We start from the raw sequence: 15,352 nt of genomic DNA, 5'->3' as shown, positions 1-15,352 counted from the left end.
TCCGCTGAACAAGATGCGTCAGGGAGGGTGGTCCGATGAGGCTGGTCGTAGCCGCTGCGGCGGCGCTCGTACTGTCGTTTGCCGCCGATGCGGCGGAACCTCTCAGGTTCGAGGTCGATGCGGCCTGGCCGAAGCCGCTCCCGAACGAGTGGCTCATGGGCCAGGCGGCAGGTGTCGCCGTGGATGCCGAGGACAATGTCTGGGTGGTGCAGCGCCCGCGTACGCTGACCGATGACGAGAAGGGCGCGAGCCTCGATCCGCCGCGCTCGAAATGCTGCAGGCCGGCCCCGCCCGTGCTCGTGTTCAACCAGGCCGGCGACCTCATCAGGAGCTGGGGCGGCCCGGGCGAGGGCTACAGCTGGCCCCAGAGCGAGCACGGAATCCACATCGACCACAAAGGTTTCGTTTGGCTCGCCGGGAACGGCGAGCAGGACGGGCAGATCCTGAAGTTCACGGCCGACGGCAAGTTCGTGATGCAGATCGGCAAGCAGGGGCCGCAGACGAACAGCCTCGACACGAGCCGGCTCGGCCGACCGGCCGGCATGATGGTCGACGCCGCGACCAACGAGCTCTTCGTGGCGGACGGCTACGGCAACAGGCGCATCATCGTGTTCGACGCCGATACCGGCGCCTACAAGCGGATGTGGGGCGCCTACGGCAAGCCGCCGACCGACGAGAGGCTTCCGGCCTACAGCCCGGGCGAGACGCCCCCGGCCCAGTTCAGGAACCCGGTCCATTGCGTCCAGGTGGCACGGGACGGGCTCGTCTATGTCTGCGACCGGGTCAGCAACCGCGTGCAGGTCTTCCGGAGGGACGGGAGCTTCGTGAAGGAGTTCTTCGTCGAGAAGGCCACGCGCGGCAACGGGGCCGTATGGGAACTGGCGCTCTGGCCGGACGAGAAGGAGAGCTTCCTCCTGAATGCGGACGGCGAGAACAACGAGGTGCGCACGCTCGACCGCGAGACGGGCGACGTCTTGGGGGCCTTCGGCCGCAATGGCCGCAATGCGGGCCAGTTCCACTGGGTGCACAACCTCGCGGTCGACTCGAAGGGCAACGTCTTCACGACCGAGGTCGACACCGCGAAACGGACGCAGAAGTTCCTGTTCCGCGGCGACATGGTGCTCAGGAAGCGCGCCGCCGTACAGTAGCGGGGCGGCCCCTGCAGGAGGCTGGCGGAGCGGGAGGCGGCTCCCCTAGTCAGGCTCGGGCCCGGATCGCGTAGGACCGGCTCTCCTCGCGGCCGAAGCCCTCGATCCGCAGCCGGTCGGGATGCATCTCCACGATCGAGTAGGCCGTGGTGGTCGGCGTATCGACCATGCCGCGGAAATTGATGAAGTGGCGCCCGCCGATCTCGCCGTAATTGCCGGCGTGGTTGTGGCCGCAGAGATAGGCGACGAAATTGTCGTAGCTCGTCAGCAGATCGACGATCCGCTGCGAGTCCCACATATTGTGCTTGTCGGCCGGGAAGACGGGGTAATGGCCGAGCACGACCACGTTCTCTCGGGCCGTGCGGGCGGCATCGAGGGTCCTCTGCAGCCAGGCGAACTGCTCGTCGGAGAGCGAGCCGTTCCAGCTCTGCGCATTGGGCGCCCCCGAAGCCTTGAGCCTGGCGAGGCGCTCGGCGGCAAGCTCGCGGCGCGGATCGCCGACGGGCGGCGCGAAAGTCGAGACGTCGTTGCCGTCGATCACGACGAAGCGGTAGCCGCCGCCGGCGAAATCGTAATAGGCATTGGGCATCCCCACCGTCCGCACCACCGACCGAAGGAACTCGCGGCCGACCTCGTAATCGTGGTTGCCGAGCACGAAGACCTTCGGGTGCTTCAGGCCGTCATAGACGGGCAGGACGTGGCCGAAGCTCTCCCAGTGCCGGTCGATGATGTCACCGAGCGTCGCGACGAACTTCAGGTCGTGCCTGTTCAGCTCGGCCACGGCCTCCTGCATCTTCCACAGGCTGTTCGCGTAGTAGCGGCCGCTGGCGAGGTTCGGCGGCACCGGCGCATATTGCGGATCGGCCACGATGCCGAACCGGAACGCCCCGTCCTGGGCGGCCGCGAAGCCGGCGAACCGGGTGGCGAGCGTGGCGGCGAGCGCGCTCCCGAGCGCGGTGCGGCGTGACAGCATGTCGGGTCTCCGTCTGGACGACGGGCCGCTCCTCGCGCCGCGAGGTAACATCCATGTGACGGGTCCGGGCAGGCGGCGCAGCCCTCCGGACATTCCCGGGTTCGCAAGGACCATGGCTGCCGACGGAGGGTCTCGGGTCTCCGGCCCGACCTCTCTCCCGGCGGGTGGGAGATGACCCGTTACGCTCCGCTTCGTTCGCCCGGGGATGTCGCGAGGGCGGGCACGTCGCCGCTCTCAGCCCTCGGCCTTGCTCGGCTGTCCCTGCTCGGAGCCGCCCTTCGGGGAGGTGTCGTCCTCGCCGGCGGCATCCGGGTCGGTCCGGCCCTGCGGCGTGAGACGCGGGGCATCGATGCCCTTGCCGGCATCGCGCAGAGTGCCCTGGCCCTGCCTGTTGTCGGTGGTGTTGCTGGCCACTCCCATATGCGTCCCCTCAGCCGGCACCCGGATCGACCTCGCCGCCCTGGGGGCGGTCGCTCGGAAGCGCGCCGGAGCCGGGCGTCGACTGGTCGCGGCGGTCGTCGTCGCTCAGTGTCGGCGAACCCGAATCCTTGTTGCCGGAATGGGGCCCGGTCCCCGCCGGATCGGGCACGGAGCGCGAGCCCGCCATCTGCCCCTGCGGGGAGGAGAGATCGCCCGCTCCGCCGAGATCGAGGCCCGGCCGGTCCGTCGAACCCGCGCCGAGCTTCGCCGATGCGGCCTCTTCCGAAGGCCGCTCCGCCACCGCCTCCTCATGGTTGCCGTAGCCGGCGCTTCCCATTTCGCTCTCCCTGGATCGTCGGGGCGACAACGCCAGGGCGGCGAGTTCGTTGCCGAGCGCGGGCTCGCGCTCCCGGCCGGCGGCCGCTCGCTACCAGAGCGTCGCCTTCAGGCGCGCCGGATAGGCCTCGTCGATCGCCTCCGCGTCCATCCGGCCTGCCGTGCAGGCCTTCAGGATGCGCCCCGGGCTCGGCAGCGCGGAGCGCTCGACATGGCGGGACGGATCCCACAGATGCGAGCGCATGATCGCCTTCGCGCATTGGAAATAGACCCGGCCGACGGCGACGATCATCACCGAGCGCGGCGCCTGCCCTTCGGTCGCGAAGCTCTCCAGCAGTTCGGGATCGACCGAGATCCGCGCGCGGCCATTCACCCTGATCGTCTCGCCTATCCCCGGGATTAGGAAGAGGAGCCCGACGCGCGGGTCGTGCAGGATGTTCTCCAGCGTGTCGACGCGGTTGTTGCCGCGCCGGTCCGGGATCATCAGGGTCCTGTCGTCGACGATTCGGACGAAGCCGGGCGCGTCGCCGCGCGGCGTGCAGTCGAGCCCGTCCGGCCCGGCGCTGGCGATCGTCAGGAAGGGCGAGGCCTCGATGAAGACCCGGTATTCCGGGATCAGCCTGTCGAGCTCCTTCGCGACCGCGTTCTCGCTCGGGCGGCCGTAGCGGGCATGGAGATCCTCGACGGAGGTGATTTCGGCAGGCTGGGACATGGCCCGCATCGTTCCCGACCGAGGCGGAGGCGTCAAACGCCGATCACGATTTTCACCAAGCTTGGCAGTCCGGTGCAACCGGGCCGGAGCCTGAGCGTTGCACGGCAGGTCTCAGCAGCCGGAGCGCGAGGAAATGGGTATTCTTTGGACGATCATTCTGGGTTTCATCATCGGTGTCGTGGCCAAGTTCATCATGCCCGGCAAGAACGAGCCGCAGGGCTTCATCCTGACCACGATCCTGGGCATCGTGGGCATGTTCGTGGGAACTTGGCTCGGCCAGCTCGTCGGCTGGTACGGCCCGAATGACGGCGCCCGCTTCATCGGGGGCGTGGTCGGGGCCATCATCGTGCTGTTCATCTACGGGCTGATCGTCGGCCGTTCCTCCTCTCGGCCAATGGCCTAGACCGCGTCGTCGGAAAGCCGCCCGGCCTGGCCGGGCGGCTTTCCGCGTCAGGCGTCCGGGCCGGACACGGCGCCCCCGGACATGGAGCCCCCGGTCATGGCGGCCTTGGCCGGGCAGTGACCGGTCGCGCCCCGGATGGCGAGCGCCACGCCGGCCACCAGCGCGATCAGGCTTAGCACCTTGTTCGGACGCGGCCTCGCCGCAACGGCCGCAAGCGCCAGCCCGCCCACGACCGACAGGCTCCGCTCGGTGACGGACAGGTTCCGCTCGCCGGAGAACAGGTGCTGGGTTTCCTCGATCAGGTGGTTCGGCATCGGTTCGAAACTCCTTCGCGCCGCAGCGTGCGGCGGCCCGGACCGTGAACCGGCGAGACGGGGACCCGTTCCAGCGACAAAGGCGGCGGCAGACATGAAAAAGGCGGCCTCGAGAGGCCGCCTTCATCGTCTCGATTCGCGAGGCTCACTCGCCGGCGTCTGCGGGCTCCGGCCGCTCGCGGCGTTCGCCCTCGCCGCGCCCCTCGCGGAAGTCGCCGCGATCGCGGTCGCCACGGTCGCGGCGCGGGCCACGGTCACCGCGATCGCGGCGGGGACCGCGATCGCTCCGGTCGCCGCGCTCCTCGCGGTCATCCACGGTCTCGCCGCGGGCCTCGCGCTCGGCCCGCTCGGCGTCGCGCTGCGCCTTGAGCTTCTCGGTCAGGTCCTCGCCCGTCTGCTGGTCGACGACCTTCATGGAGAGGCGGATCTTGCCGCGCTCGTCCTGGCCGAGGAACTTCACCTTCACCTTGTCGCCTTCCTTCACGACGTCGGTGACCTTCTGGACGCGCTGCGGCGCGAGCTCCGAGATGTGGACGAGGCCGTCCTTCGGGCCGAAGAAGTTGACGAAGGCGCCGAACTCCATCGTCTTGACGACGGTGCCGTCATAGATCGTGCCGGCCTCCGGCTCCGCCACGATCGAGCGGATCCAGTTATACGCCGCCTTGATCGCCTTGCCGTCGGCGGAGGCGATCTTCACCGTGCCGTCGTCCTGGATGTCGATCTTGGCGCCGGTCTTCTCGACGATCTCGCGGATGACCTTGCCGCCCGTGCCGATGACCTCGCGGATCTTGTCGGTCGGGATGGTCATGACCTCGATGCGCGGCGCATGCTCGCCGAGCTCGGCGCGGGCCGAGGTCAGAGCCTTGCTCATCTCCCCGAGGATGTGCGTGCGGCCGTCCCTCGCCTGGTCGAGTGCGACCCGCATGATCTCCTCGGTGATGCCGGCGATCTTGATGTCCATCTGGAGCGACGTGATGCCGGCATCCGTGCCCGCCACCTTGAAGTCCATGTCGCCGAGATGGTCCTCGTCGCCGAGGATGTCGGACAGGACCGCGTGGCGATCGCCCTCGAGGATCAGGCCCAAGGCGATGCCCGCGACGGGCTTGCGGAGCGGCACGCCCGCATCCATCAGCGAGAGCGAGGCGCCGCAGACGCTCGCCATCGAGGAGGAGCCGTTCGATTCCGTGATCTCGGACACGACCCGGATCGTGTACGGGAACTCGTGCGCGGGCGGCAGCATCGGGTGGATGGCGCGCCAGGCGAGCTTGCCGTGGCCGATCTCGCGGCGGCCCGGCGAGCCCATGCGGCCAGTCTCGCCGACGCTGTAGGGCGGGAAGTTGTAGTGAAGGAGGAAGTTCTCCTTCCGGGTGCCTTCCAGCTGATCGATGAACTGCTCGTCCTCGCCGGTGCCGAGCGTCGCGACGACCAGCGCCTGCGTCTCGCCCCGGGTGAACAGCGCCGAGCCATGCGCCCGCGGCAGCACGCCGACCTCGGCAACGATCGGGCGGACCGTCGTCAGGTCGCGGCCGTCGATGCGGCTCTTCGTGTCGAGGATGTTCCAGCGCACGATCTTGGCCTGGACCTCCTTGAAGGCGGTCTTGACCTTCTCGGGGTCGAACCGCGCCTCGCCCTCGGCCGGGACCAGCGCGTTCATGACCTTGACCTTGGCGGCGTCGACCGCGGCGTAGCGGCTCTGCTTGTCGGTGAGCTTGTAGGCGGCGCGCAGGTCCTGCTCGGCGATCTCCAGGATGACCTTCTCGATCTCGGAGAGGTCAGGCGCCGTGAAGTCGCGCGGCTCCTTGGCGGCCTTCTCGGCGAGCCGGATGATCGCCTCGATGACCGGCTGGAAATGCTTGTGGCCGAACATGACCGCCCCGAGCATGACCTCTTCCGAGAGCTCCTTCGCCTCGGATTCGACCATGAGCACGGCCTCGTTCGTGCCCGCCACGACGAGGTCGAGGCTCGTCGCCTCCATCTCGGCGAGGGTCGGGTTGAGCTTGTAGGCACCGCCGATATAGCCGACGCGGGCGGCGCCGATCGGGCCCATGAACGGTACGCCGGAGAGCGTGAGCGCGGCGGAGGTCGCGAGCATCGCGACGATGTCCGGATCGTTCTCGAGATCGTGGCTCAGCACGGTCGCGACGATCTGGGTGTCGTTCTTGTAGCCCTCGACGAAGAGGGGGCGGATCGGCCGGTCGATGAGACGCGAGGTCAGCGTCTCCTTCTCGGTCGGGCGGCCCTCGCGCTTGAAGTAGCCGCCCGGGATGCGGCCGGCCGCATAGGTGCGCTCCTGGTAGTTCACCGTGAGCGGGAAGAAGTCGAAGCCGGGCTTCGGCTCCTTCATGGAGACGACGGTGGCGAGGACGGTCGTCTCGCCATAGGTGGCGACGACGGCGCCGTCCGCCTGGCGGGCCATCTTGCCCGTCTCGAGGGTGAGCTTGCGCCCGCCCCAGATCAGCTCTTCGCGTTGGATGTCGAACATGTGCTGCCTTCCGTGTGGGCCGACGGAGGCGTGGGTTCCGCCATGTGCAAGACGACGGGGGGCTCGGCACAGGGCGGAGATCAGTCCGCGCGAGCCCCCGGCGATCCTGCCATGGCCTGCCTCAGCCGCCCGGCTTGGGATCGGACCGGCGGACCATTCCGCCGATCGGGTTACGGAACGGCTGCAGCCGTCCCGGATGCGAAAACGGCCGGAGCGCAAGGCTCCGGCCAGGAACTCGTCAGCGACGGATGCCGAGGCGCTCGATGAGCGAGCGATAGCGGCTCTCGTCCCGGCTCTTCAGATAGTCGAGCAGCGACCTGCGCTGCGACACCATCTTCAGCAGGCCGCGGCGCGAATGATTGTCCTTCTTGTGCGACTTGAAGTGGTCGGTCAGGTTGTTGATCCGCTCCGTGAGGATGGCGACCTGAACCTCCGGCGAGCCGGTGTCGTTCGCCTCGCGGGCATATTCGTTCATGAGCGCTCGCTTGCGCTCGGCCGTGATCGACATCGGGATCCTTTCGGGTAGGGGTTGACGAGGCCGGGGCACGTGACGTGACCGCCGGTCCGCGAAAGCGGCCGGGCCGGGATGTCGTCCAGCGCGGTCGGTTGTCGCGGGAATGCCCGGGGCCAGGGGCCAGTCCGGGACGCGCCCTTATACACGAATCCGTCTCGGGCGCCAGTAGCCACTTCCCGGACGTTCACGGCTCCGTGCGCTTCCGTCCGGTTTCGCATGGGAACTCCGTCGCCGAGGAGCCGGTTGAGCCGGCATCACCCGACGGAGCATTCACATGGCGACGGCCACACTCGGCGGCAGCCTTTCGCAGAACGACGCGGTGCGGTCCATCTTCATCACGGGCGTGAAGAACGCGCACGCGCTGGAAAAGGAGGCGATCCAGATCCTCGAGCGGCAACTCGAGCGGCTCAAGAACTATCCGGAGATGGAGGCGCTCGTCAGGCGTCACCTGGAGGAGACCCTCCAGCACGAGCAGCGCATCGACGAGATCCTGGACGGTCTGGGCGAGGACCGCTCGCTGCTGAAGGACATGGCCACGCAGTTCATGGGCAACATGGCGGCGATCGCGCATGTGCCCATGGGCGACGAGATCCTGAAGAACACCTTCGCCAACCACGCCTTCGAGAATTTCGAGGTGGCGGCCTACAAGTCGCTGGTCACGATGGCGGAGGTGGCGGGCGAGAGCCGGTTCCTGACGGCGCTCAACCAGAACCTGCGCGAGGACGAGAAGGCTGCGCAGATGATCAAGGACATGGTGGAGCCGATCACCCGCAAATACCTCGAGCGGGCGGCCGCGGGCGAGAAGGCGGACCGCTGATTCCGCTCAATCGGACGCGGGCCGTCGGGCTCGCGTCCGAAGATCGAGGGACATCATCTCCTCGTCGATCGAGCGCCCGTTCACCCGGAGGGCGTCGCGCATCAGGCCGTAAGGCGTGAAGCCGAGCCGAAGGTAGAGCGCTCGCGCGGGTGCGTTGTAGGTTCCGACCGCGAGGTCGAGGACATCGAGCCGGTCCGTCGCGTGGTCGACCAGCCCGCCGAGCAGCCGGGCCGCTACGCCCCTGCCCCGCGCCTCCGGCGAGACGAACACGCCGGCGACCAGCCCGCGATGGCTCATCTTCCGGCTCGTCTCGACGATCAGCGACGCCGCCCCGACCAGCGTTCCGCCGAAGAAAGCCCCGAAGGTCGCCGATGGCGGCGGCAGGTCCAGCCGGTTCCTGAACCAGTCCAGCCCGTGCCCTCGGGCCTCCTCGAGATCGGCCGAGAAGGCTTCCGGCTCGCATTCCAGCGCGAATAGCCGGAGAGCCCGGTAATCGGCCGCATCCTGAGGTCCGAGGACCCGTATCTCGGGAGCTTCCGCCCCCATCACGCCAGGCTGAACACCCGGTGGGGGACGAGTTCCCCCTGCTCGACATCCGCTATCGCGACCAGGACGCCGTTGCAGGTGGCATAGAGCCGGCCTTCCACCGGCGCGTCGCGGCCGCGCAGCAGCACGGACTGCCCGCGCATCAGGCGGCCGGCCGCATCGCGCGACACGGGCAGGCATGGCAGGTCGGCGAGCGCGGATGCGACCGGATGCAGGATGGGCGTCGTCCGGCCGGGCTCCGGCGTCCCGGTCTCGAGCTCCTGGATCGTCGCCGTCTCGGCCTCCGTGAAGGGGCCGACCCGCGTGCGCCGGAGCGCCGAGACATGGCCCAGGCAGCCGAGCGCCCGCCCGAGATCGCGGGCGAGCGCCCGCACATAGGTACCCTTGCCGCAATCGGCCGCGAGCACCGTCTTGTCGTCGGCGTGATGGAGGATCGCGAGGCGTTCCACCTCTACCACGCGCGCCTTGAGCTCCAGGTCGCCGCCGCCGCGGGCGACGTCATAGGCGCGCTCGCCCGCGACCTTGATGGCCGAGAAGCGCGGCGGCACCTGCTCGATCTGGCCGATGAAGCGGGGCAGCAGCGCCGCCACGGCCGCGGGGTCCGGGACCCGGTTCGTGGCCTGGACCGGCCGGCCCTCCGCATCGTCCGTATCGGTCTCGACACCCCAGGTAACCGTGAAGACGTAGGACTTCCTGCCGTCCATGACGAAGGGAACGGTCTTGGTTGCCTCGCCGAGCGCGATCGGCAGGATGCCCGAGGCGAGCGGATCCAGCGTGCCGGCATGGCCCGCCTTCTTGGCGTTCAGGGCGCGCTTCACCACCGCGACCGCATGGGTCGAGGTCATCCCGACCGGCTTGTCGAGGATGACCCAGCCGTTCACGACCCGCTTCTTCGGGCGGTCCTGCGGTGGGCGGCGCCCTTCGGGAGCCCGTTCCTCGGCGCGCGGCGCCTCGTCGACCATCGTGTCCATCAGCCCCGTTCTGTCTCGTCCGCGGCGGCATCCTTCTCCAGGTCCCGCCGCACCTTCTCGCTCCTGAGGAGGGCGTCGATGCGCGCCGCCTCGTCGAAGCTCTCGTCGCGCCGGAAGCGGAGCTCGGGCGCGTATTTCAGCTCGACGCGCCGCGCCACCTCCTGGCGCAGCACCTTCTTGTTGCGGTCGAGCGCCTCGATGACGGGCCGCTCGTCCTTGCCGCCGAGCGGCATGACGAAGGCCGTCGCGAGCTTCAGGTCCGGCGACATCCGCACCTCGGGAATGGTGATCACGTGGGCCGCGAGCACCGGATCCTGGATGTCGCCGCGGCCGAGCACCTCGGCGAGCGCGTGACGCACCAGCTCCGCCACGCGCTGCTGGCGCTGGCTCGGGCCCTTCGGGGAGTCCTGTCGTTTCTGCATCGTTCGCAATGCCGGAATCGAACCGGCTCCAAAGCGTCATGGCCGGGCTTGGCCCGGCCATCTACGTACTGCCAGTCTCGAGGGTTCCGTGGATGGCCGGGCCAAGCCCGGCCATGACAGGGCTACAGCGAGCGCCGCTCCTCGTGGACGTTGAAGCACTCGATCACGTCGCCGACGCGGATCTTGTCGTAATTGTCGAACGACATGCCGCATTCCTGGCCGGCCACGACCGATTGGACGTCGTCCTTGAAGCGCTTGAGCGTCTGCAGGCGCCCGCCCTCGTGGATGACGACGTTGTCGCGGATGAGCCGGATATGGGCGCCGCGCTCGACGCGGCCGTCCATCACGCGGCAGCCGGCGACCTTGCCGACCTTGGAGACGTCGAAGACCTCCAGGATCTTCGCCTCGCCGAGCCGCTCCTCGCGGAGCGTCGGGGCGAGCAGGCCCGACATCGCGTCCCGCACATCGTCCACGAGATTGTAGATGATGTTGTAATAGCGGATCTCGATCCCGGCGCGCTCGGCCGCCTCGCGCGCTTCCTTGTGGGCGCGCACGTTGAAGCCGATGATGACCGCGCCCGAGGCCTGGGCGAGCGTCACGTCGGATTCGGTGATGGCGCCGACGCCGGCATGCAGGATGCGCGCGGCGACCTCCTCGTTGCCGATCTTCTCGAGCGCGGTGACGATGGCCTCGACCGAACCGCCCACATCGCCCTTGATGACGAGCGGGAATTCCTTGCGGCCGGAGCCCTCGCGCAGGTCGCGCATCATGTCGGCGAGCGAGCCGCGGTTCACCGAGGCGCGGGCGGCCGCACGCTCGCGCTTCACGCGGGCACGGTACTCCGTGATCTCGCGGGCGCGCGCCTCCGATTCCACCACGGCGAACCGGTCGCCGGCATCCGGCGTACCGTTGAAGCCAAGCACCTGGGCCGGATAGGACGGGCCCGCCTCCTCGATCATCTCGCCCGTGTCGCTGATGAGGGCGCGCACGCGGCCCCATTCGGCGCCGGCCACGATGATGTCGCCGGGCTCCAGCAGCCCGCGCTGGACGAGCACGGTCGCGACCGGACCACGACCGCGGTCGAGCTTCGCCTCGATCACCGTGCCTTCCGCGTTGCGGAGCGGATCGGCCTTGAGGTCCAACACCTCGGCCTGGAGCAGCAGACCTTCGAGCAGGGTATCGAGGCCCTGGCCCGTCAGCGCGGACACCTCGAATTCGAGGGTGTCGCCGCCCATCGACTCGACCTGGATGTTGTGCTGCAGCAGCTCCGTGCGGACCCGCTGCGGGTTCGCGTCCGGCTTGTCCATCTTGTTGATCGCGACCACCATCGGAACGCCCGCCGCCTTCGCGTGGCTGATCGCCTCGACCGTCTGCGGCATGACCCCGTCATCGGCCGCGACCACCAGGACCACGATGTCCGTGATCTTGGCGCCGCGCGCCCGCATGGCCGTAAAGGCGGCGTGGCCGGGCGTGTCGATGAAGGTGATCTTCGCGCCGGAGGGCGTCGTGATCTGATAGGCGCCGATATGCTGGGTGATGCCGCCGGCCTCGCCCGCAACGACGTCCGTCTTGCGGATCGCGTCGAGCAGCGACGTCTTGCCGTGGTCGACATGGCCCATGATGGTGACGACCGGCGGGCGCGGCTCGAGATGCTCCTCGAGATCCGGCTCGTCGAACAGGCCCTCGAGAACGTCGGCCTCGGCGACGCGGCGCACCGTATGGCCGAGCTCCTCCGCCACGAGCTGCGCCGTGTCGGCATCGATCGTATCGGTGATCTTGTGGATCTGGCCCTGCTTCATCAGGAGCTTGATCACGTCGACCGCGCGCTCCGCCATGCGGTTGGCGAGATCCTGGATGGTGATCGTCTCCGGGATGGTCACCTCGCGCGCGATCTTCTCCTTGTCGTCAACCTGGCGGTGGCCGCTCATGCGCTGCATGCGGCGGCGGAAGGCTGCGACGGAGCGCGTGCGCTCCTCCTCGCCCGAGGTGGCGCTGGCGATGGTCAGGCGGCCGCGGCGGTCGCGGTTGCCGCCGCCCGGGCCCTTCGGCTTCGGGGGCGTGATGATCTTGAGCGGCATGCCGGGCCGCCGGATGACGACCTTGCGGTCGCCCTCGTCGTCCGCGGCGGCGCTCCGGCCGGCAGGCGCGGAGGCGGCCGGGCGCGCGGCGGCACCGGCCGGACGCGGCGCATCCTTGTTCGTGGGCTGCGCGGCGGCAGGGGCCGGCCGGCGGCCGATCATGTCGAGATTCTGCGGGCGGCGCGAATCGGTGGGACGGGGCGTCGCGGGCGCGGGCGGCGTCACCTCGCCGAGACGGCGGCGCGCTTCATCCTCGGCGCGGCGCTTGCGCTCGTCCTCCTGGCGGCGGCGCTCCTCCTCCTCGCGCTTGCGCGCCTCGGCGGCCTCGCGCTCCTTCTGGTCGCGCGCCTCGCGCTCCGCACGGCGCCGCGCATTCTCCTCCGCGATCCGGCGCTCCTCCTCCTCCCGGCGCTTGGCGTCCGTGAGGGCATGGACCCTCGCGTCGCGCTCCGCATCGGTGAGCGTGCGCAGCACGATGCCGGTCGGGCGGCCGCCGGCCGGCGGGCCGGCTGGCTGTGCGGAGGGTTGGGCCGGAGCTTGGCCGGAAGGCTGGGACGGCGCCGCGGGACGCGGGGCCGTCCCAGCCGCCGGGGTAGGCGCGCGGGCAGCGGGCGCCGCCGCCGCCGGAGCGGGAGCCGCCGGGGACGGGCGCGACAGGCCGAGGGTCGGGCGGCCGGGCGGGGCAGGCGCCGCGGCGGAGCGGGGGGAAGCGGCCGGCGCGCCGGCCGGAGCGGCATCCTTGGCGCCGCCCGGCGTCGCGGCACGACGCTTCACAGTCTCGACCACGACGGCCTTCGACCGTCCATGGGAGAAGCTCTGGCGCACCGTGTTCTGCTCGGCCGGGCGCTTCGGCAGCGACAACGTCTTCGGAGAGACGTGCAGCGTCTTGTCGCCCGGGGTCTTGGTGTCACTCATACAGATCTAGTCCTGCCGCTCGGCCTGCCGAGCCTCGCCCTGCCGTCCATCCACGTCCCGCGAGGGCCCGGCCCCGTCGTCAACTCCGCGAAAACGGCGAAGCCGACGCCAGCGCGCCAGGCACCCTTCACTACCAGGACCCGCGAGAAGCGCAGCATGTATCACATGCGCGCGCCCCAAGGCCACGTCCAAATCGTCACCCGGCAGGTCGTCGAAGATGGATATGCCTGATATCGAGTCGCCATCGCGTTTTCGCAATGCCCCGGCGAGCTTGCGCCTTCCGTCCTCGGCCGCCTCGCGGGCGTGGATGAGGGCCGCCACGCTACCCGACGCGATGGCCGCCTCCACCTTGCCGAAGCCGGCCACGACCGCGCCCGCCTTGTTGGCGAGCGAAAGCGCCCCCTTGAGATCCCGCACGAGCGCCGCGTCGATGGCTTCGACGAGATTCGGCGGGACTTTCGCCTCGGCCTTGAAGGCCCGACCGAAGGCGCGCTTCCTGACCGCCTCGGCGACGGCGGCGGCGGTCGGCGTGACCCAGGCGCCGCGGCCGGGGAGCCGGTTGCGCAGGTCCGGCACGACGGCGCCGTCCGGCCCGAGCACGAAGCGCATCAGCTCGGAGGCGGGCTTCGCCTCGCGCGTGACGATGCAGGTGCGCTCGGGCTCGGGTTTCGGCACGTCGCGGCGCGGCCCGGTTCAGCTCGGCTGCATCTCGGCCTCGGCGGCCGCTTCCTCCTCGACGGGCTCCTCGGCCTGCGGCTCGATCCAGCCGGCCTTCACGCGGGCCTGCATGATCATGGCCTCGGCTTCGGCGCGCGAAACGCCGAAGGGGTCGAGGAAGCCCTCGTGGCGCACCGCGTCCTGGCCGCGGCCCTCCGTGTAGCCGACGAGGTCGTCCGTCGCGCAGCCCGCGAGATCCTCGATCGTCTTCACGTCGTTCTCGCCGAGGGCGACCAGCATCGGCGTCGTCACGCCGTCGATCTCGCGCAGCTCGTCCTGCACGCCGAGCTCGCGCCGGCGCGCATCCTGCTCCGCCTCGATGCGGTCGAGATATTCCTGCGCCCGGCGCTGGATCTCGGCGCCGGTGTCCTCGTCGAAGCCCTGGATGGCCGCGATCTCGGACGGATCGGCGGCCGCGATCTCCTCCACGCTGCGGAAGCCTTCCGACGCGAGGAGCTGGCCCACGACCTCGTCGACGTCCAGCGCGGCCATGAAGAGCTCGGTCCGCTCGACGAACTCCTTCTGGCGCCGCTCCGATTCCTCGGCCTCGGTCAGGATGTCGATGTCCCAGCCGGTGAGCTGCGAGGCGAGGCGGACGTTCTGGCCGCGGCGGCCGATGGCCAGCGAGAGCTGGTCGTCCGGCACCACCACCTCGATGCGCTCGGCCTCCTCGTCGAGCACGACCTTGACCACCTCGGCCGGCTGCAGCGCGTTCACGATGAAGGTCGCGCGGTCGTAGGACCACGGGATGATGTCGATCTTCTCGCCCTGGAGCTCGCCCACGACCGCCTGGACGCGCGAGCCCCGCATGCCGACGCAGGCGCCGACCGGGTCGATGGACGAGTCGCGCGAGGTGACCGCGATCTTGGCGCGGGAGCCGGGGTCGCGCGCCACCGCCTTCACCTCGACGATGCCGTCATAGATCTCCGGCACCTCGGAGGCGAAGAGCTTCGCCATGAATTGCGGATGCGTGCGGGAGAGGAAGATCTGCGGCCCGCGCGCCTCGCGCCGCACGTCGAACAGATAGGCGCGGATGCGATCGCCCGGCCGGAAGGTCTCGCGCGGGATCAGCTCGTCGCGGCGCACGATGCCCTCGCCGCGTCCCGACAGGTCGACGATGACGTTGCCGTATTCGACCCGCTTCACCAGCCCGTTGATGATCTCGCCGATGCGGTCCTTGTATTCCTCGTATTGCCGGTCGCGCTCGGCATCGCGGACCTTCTGGACGATGACCTGCTTGGCCGATTGCGCCGCGATGCGGCCGAAATCGAAGGGCGGCAGCGTCTCGGAGATGGCGTCGCCCACCTGGGCGGCCGGGTTGCGGCGGCGCGCCTCCTCCAGCGAGATCTCGGTCGCCTCGTTCTCGACCCTGTCCACCACGAGGAGATGGCGCGAGAGCCGCAGCTCGCCCGTCCGGGGGTGGATCTCGGCATGCACGTCCGTCTCTGCGCCGTAGCGCGAGCGGGCCGCCTTGGCGATCGCGTCCTCCATGGCGGAGATCACGATCTGCCGGTCGATGACCTTCTCGCGGGCGACGGCGTCCGCGATCTGCAGCAATTCAAGCCGATTGGCGCTGACCGCCAT

At 69.7% G+C, this 15,352-nt stretch carries 16 protein-coding genes; 3 read left to right on the top strand and 13 right to left on the bottom strand.

Annotated features, from left to right (window positions below; all coding sequences use genetic code 11):
- The first annotated feature begins 35 nt into the window (after positions 1–35).
- Positions 36–1,148, top strand: coding sequence for an NHL repeat-containing protein (locus tag HJG44_RS02515; protein WP_171216743.1), 1,113 nt, complete (start codon positions 36–38; stop codon positions 1,146–1,148).
- Between the two features lie 49 nt (positions 1,149–1,197).
- Here the strand turns inward: HJG44_RS02515 and HJG44_RS02510 are convergent, their stop codons facing one another.
- From HJG44_RS02510 to HJG44_RS02495, 4 genes are all read right to left on the bottom strand, one after another.
- Positions 1,198–2,121 carry a metallophosphoesterase gene (locus HJG44_RS02510; RefSeq protein ID WP_171216742.1) on the bottom strand — a complete coding sequence of 308 codons (924 nt, stop codon included), beginning with the start codon at positions 2,119–2,121 and terminating at the stop codon, positions 1,198–1,200.
- A gap of 234 nt (positions 2,122–2,355) precedes the next feature.
- Entirely contained in the window at positions 2,356–2,535 is a 180-nt protein-coding gene (locus HJG44_RS02505; protein WP_171216320.1) for a hypothetical protein, read from the bottom strand.
- A 16-nt stretch (positions 2,536–2,551) separates the two neighbouring features.
- A complete protein-coding gene (locus HJG44_RS02500; RefSeq protein WP_171216741.1) occupies positions 2,552–2,878 on the bottom strand; it encodes a hypothetical protein in 327 nt (108 codons plus the stop codon).
- A gap of 90 nt (positions 2,879–2,968) precedes the next feature.
- The gene (locus HJG44_RS02495) at positions 2,969–3,589 is read right to left on the bottom strand and encodes a pyridoxamine 5'-phosphate oxidase family protein (RefSeq protein WP_171216740.1); all 621 of its coding nucleotides are present in this window, start codon (positions 3,587–3,589) and stop codon (positions 2,969–2,971) included.
- Between the two features lie 133 nt (positions 3,590–3,722).
- On the opposite strand from HJG44_RS02495, the gene HJG44_RS02490 reads away from it, so the two are divergent.
- A complete protein-coding gene (locus HJG44_RS02490) occupies positions 3,723–3,992 on the top strand; it encodes a GlsB/YeaQ/YmgE family stress response membrane protein (RefSeq protein WP_171216739.1) in 270 nt (89 codons plus the stop codon).
- Positions 3,993–4,039: 47 nt separating this feature from the next.
- Here HJG44_RS02490 and HJG44_RS02485 read toward each other — a convergent pair whose 3' ends face one another.
- The 3 genes from HJG44_RS02485 to rpsO form a co-directional block, all read right to left on the bottom strand.
- Entirely contained in the window at positions 4,040–4,306 is a 267-nt protein-coding gene (locus tag HJG44_RS02485) for a YgaP-like transmembrane domain (protein WP_171216738.1), read from the bottom strand.
- A gap of 145 nt (positions 4,307–4,451) precedes the next feature.
- Positions 4,452–6,788, bottom strand: coding sequence for a polyribonucleotide nucleotidyltransferase (pnp, locus tag HJG44_RS02480; protein ID WP_171216737.1), 2,337 nt, complete (start codon positions 6,786–6,788; stop codon positions 4,452–4,454).
- 238 nt (positions 6,789–7,026) lie between these two features.
- Positions 7,027–7,296 carry a 30S ribosomal protein S15 gene (gene rpsO / locus HJG44_RS02475; protein WP_171216736.1) on the bottom strand — a complete coding sequence of 90 codons (270 nt, stop codon included), beginning with the start codon at positions 7,294–7,296 and terminating at the stop codon, positions 7,027–7,029.
- A gap of 280 nt (positions 7,297–7,576) precedes the next feature.
- Here rpsO and HJG44_RS02470 point away from each other — a divergent pair, with 280 nt between their 5' ends.
- Positions 7,577–8,119, top strand: a complete 543-nt coding sequence (locus HJG44_RS02470; RefSeq protein WP_171216735.1) for a DUF892 family protein — start codon at positions 7,577–7,579, stop codon at positions 8,117–8,119.
- 6 nt (positions 8,120–8,125) lie between these two features.
- On the opposite strand, the gene HJG44_RS02465 is transcribed toward HJG44_RS02470, so the two are convergent.
- From HJG44_RS02465 to nusA, 6 genes are all read right to left on the bottom strand, one after another.
- Positions 8,126–8,665, bottom strand: coding sequence for a GNAT family N-acetyltransferase (locus tag HJG44_RS02465; protein ID WP_171216734.1), 540 nt, complete (start codon positions 8,663–8,665; stop codon positions 8,126–8,128).
- Entirely contained in the window at positions 8,665–9,636 is a 972-nt protein-coding gene (truB, locus tag HJG44_RS02460) for a tRNA pseudouridine(55) synthase TruB (RefSeq protein WP_171216733.1), read from the bottom strand. Before truB ends, HJG44_RS02465 begins: the two co-directional genes overlap by 1 nt.
- A complete protein-coding gene (gene rbfA, locus HJG44_RS02455; RefSeq protein WP_171216732.1) occupies positions 9,636–10,058 on the bottom strand; it encodes a 30S ribosome-binding factor RbfA in 423 nt (140 codons plus the stop codon). The genes truB and rbfA overlap by 1 nt, the downstream gene beginning before the upstream one ends.
- Positions 10,059–10,180: 122 nt before the next feature.
- Positions 10,181–13,051 (bottom strand): translation initiation factor IF-2, encoded by a 2,871-nt coding sequence (gene infB / locus HJG44_RS02450; RefSeq protein WP_171216731.1) that lies wholly within the window; start codon positions 13,049–13,051, stop codon positions 10,181–10,183.
- A 6-nt stretch (positions 13,052–13,057) separates the two neighbouring features.
- Positions 13,058–13,726 carry an RNA-binding protein gene (locus tag HJG44_RS02445; protein ID WP_171216730.1) on the bottom strand — a complete coding sequence of 223 codons (669 nt, stop codon included), beginning with the start codon at positions 13,724–13,726 and terminating at the stop codon, positions 13,058–13,060.
- 18 nt (positions 13,727–13,744) lie between these two features.
- The gene (gene nusA / locus HJG44_RS02440) at positions 13,745–15,352 is read right to left on the bottom strand and encodes a transcription termination factor NusA (RefSeq protein WP_171216729.1); all 1,608 of its coding nucleotides are present in this window, start codon (positions 15,350–15,352) and stop codon (positions 13,745–13,747) included.

The sequence above is a fragment of the Enterovirga aerilata genome (assembly GCF_013044135.1).
GTDB classification, from domain to species: Bacteria; Pseudomonadota; Alphaproteobacteria; order Rhizobiales; family Beijerinckiaceae; genus Enterovirga; species Enterovirga aerilata.
This window is presented reverse-complemented; position numbering and strand designations above follow the sequence as displayed.